This window comes from Pseudomonas edaphica (assembly GCF_005863185.1).
Classification (GTDB): Bacteria; Pseudomonadota; Gammaproteobacteria; order Pseudomonadales; family Pseudomonadaceae; genus Aquipseudomonas; species Aquipseudomonas edaphica.
The window spans coordinates 1-2,666 of record NZ_VBVZ01000759.1; the positions used below are offsets into that span (position 1 = coordinate 1).

2 protein-coding genes are annotated in these 2,666 nt (G+C 60.3%); one reads left to right on the forward strand and one right to left on the reverse strand.

Annotated features, from left to right (window positions below; genetic code table 11):
* Positions 1 to 457, reverse strand: a 457-nt coding sequence (locus FEM54_RS30085; RefSeq protein ID WP_171045941.1) for a cytosine permease, incomplete at its 3' end; no start/stop codon positions are given.
* Positions 458 to 707: 250 nt separating this feature from the next.
* On the opposite strand from FEM54_RS30085, the gene FEM54_RS30090 reads away from it, so the two are divergent.
* Positions 708 to 1,619 carry a LysR substrate-binding domain-containing protein gene (locus FEM54_RS30090; protein WP_010171799.1) on the forward strand — a complete coding sequence of 304 codons (912 nt, stop codon included), beginning with the start codon at positions 708 to 710 and terminating at the stop codon, positions 1,617 to 1,619.
* Positions 1,620 to 2,666 lie beyond the last annotated feature (1,047 nt).

Consider the following 2,666-nt stretch of genomic DNA (forward strand, 5'->3'; position numbering starts at 1 on the left):
TGCCGGAACCAATGGCGCCGATCACGATGCCGACGGGCACGGGCACGCTGTCGACCACGCCGTGCAGGGATTTACCCGCCAGCACGATGTTGGAGGCGAAAAAGCCGATGTACATGACGCCGGCGATCACCACCACCAGCAGGGCACCCAAGGAGCCGAACTGCGCGCGGCTCTGGATCATTTGCGGGATGCCCATTTGCGGGCCTTGGGCCGAGTGCAGCGCCATCAGCACGCCGCCGACCAGGTGGCCAACCAGGATGGCGACGATGCCCCACACCAGGTTCAAGTGGAACAATTGCACACCCAGCGCGCCGGTAACGATCGGCAACGGCGCGATGTTGCCGCCGAACCACAGGGTGAACAGGTCTCTTACCTTTCCATGGCGGTCTTCGGGGGGCACGTATCCGATCGTGTGTTTTTCGATAAGCGGGGCGGAGGATGTTGCAGTGGTGACCATGACGAACTCCAAGGCAAGGTGAGTACGTTGACGTACTTCGCTGTGCGCAGCGTGGGCGGCGCTTTGTTGTTGGAGTGATCATCTGCAATGGGCGCAGGGAGGTAAATTAGTAAGTTTGTTGCTATAGACCTTAAAAAATATAGCTCACCGGAATTTTTGCTCCGGTATGTTGCATGGTCTTGAATCAGTGTGAAAAAGCCGATTTTTACGCACTTGTTTGGGGCGAAGTCCCACGTTTCTGGAGGTCCCGATGGCTGCCTATAACCTGCGCCAGCTCAGATATTTTGTCACCACGGCCGAGTGCGGCAGCGTTGCCGAGGCATCGCGCAAGCTGTATATCGCCCAGCCCTCGGTGTCGACCGCGATCAAGCAGCTGGAGGACAGCTTTGGTGTGCAGCTGTTTATCCGTCATCACGCCCAGGGCGTTTCACTCACCCCCAGCGGCGCGCGCTTTTATCGCAAGGCGCTGGAGTTGCTACGGGTAGCCCATGAGTTCGAGCAAAACGCCCTGGCCGACAATGATGTGGTGGCGGGGCAGATCGATATCGGCTGCTTTGAGACGGTGGCACCGTTGTATTTGCCGCGCTTGATCGCGGGGTTCAAGGCGCTGTGGCCTGGGGTGGAAATCCGCATTCGCGACGGCGAGCAGCAAGAGCTGGTGCAGGCGCTGACTGCCGGCAGTATCGATGTGGCGATGCTGTTTGAGCACGACCTGGGCGGCACCATCGAAACCACGCCATTGATGCCGCCGCAGCAGCCCTATGCGTTGTTGCCGGCCGATCACCGCTTTGCGCAGCAGGCCAAGGTGTCGCTGGCGGACCTGGTGCTGGAACCGATGATTCTGCTGGATGTGCTGCCGAGCCGGACCTACTTCGTGAGCATCTTTGAAGAACGCGGGTTAACGCCGAATATCGTGTTCAGCTCGCCGTCCATCGAGATGGTGCGCGGCATGGTAGGGCGCGGGTTTGGCTTTTCGATTCTGGTGACCAAGCCGTTTACCGAGTACACCTACGACGGGCAGAAAGTGGTGTGTGTGCCGTTGGCGGAAACGGTCACCGGTTCAGGATTATCCGCCGTCTGGTTGCGACGGGCACCGTTGACCAAACCGGTGCAGCTGTTTGTGGATTACTGCCGCGAAGAACTCGCAAGACTCCTTGGCTGAATACCTTCTGATAAACACTGAAAATCACCTGTGGGAGCTGGCTTGCCTGCGATAGCGGTGGGCCAGCCGCAAATGTGCTACCTGATACACCGCCATCGCGGGCAAGCCCGGCTCCCACAGGTTTAGCGGTGCCTGGACTGGAACACAGGGCAAAACATGTGGGAGCTGGCTTGCCTGCGATAGCGGTGGGCCAGCTGCAAATGTGCCACCTGATACACCGCCATCGCGGGCAAGCCCGGCTCCCACAGGTTGTGCGGTGCCTGGACTGGAACACAGGGCAAAAAATGTGGGAGCTGGCTTGCCTGCGATAGCGGTGGGCCAGCTGCAAATGTGCCACCTGATACACCGCCATCGCGGGCAAGCCCGGCTCCCACAGGTTGTGCGGTGCCTGGACTGGAACACAGGGCAAAAAATGTGGGAGCTGGCTTGCCTGCGATAGCGGTGGGCCAGCTGCAAATGTGCCACCTGATACACCGCCATCGCGGGCAAGCCCGGCTCCCACAGGTTGTGCGGTGCCTGGACTGGAACACAGGGCAAAAAATGTGGGAGCTGGCTTGCCTGCGATAGCGGTGGGCCAGCTGCAAATGTGCCACCTGATACACCGCCATCGCGGGCAAGCCCGGCTCCCACAGGTTGTGCGGTGCCTGGACTGGAACACAGGGCAAAAAATGTGGGAGCTGGCTTGCCTGCGATAGCGGTGGGCCAGCTGCAAATGTGCCACCTGATACACCGCCATCGCGGGCAAGCCCGGCTCCCACAGGTTGTGCGGTGCCTGGACTGGAACACAGGGCAAAAAATGTGGGAGCTGGCTTGCCTGCGATAGCGGTGGGCCAGCTGCAAATGTGCCACCTGATACACCGCCATCGCGGGCAAGCCTAGCTCCCACAGGTTGTGCGGTGCCTGGACTGGAACACAGGGCAAAAAAATGTGGGAGCTGGCTTGCCTGCGATAGCGGTGGGCCAGCCGCAAATGTGCCACCTGATACACCGCCATCGCAGGCAAGCCTGGCTCCCACAGGTTGTGCGGTGCCTGGACTGGAACACAGGG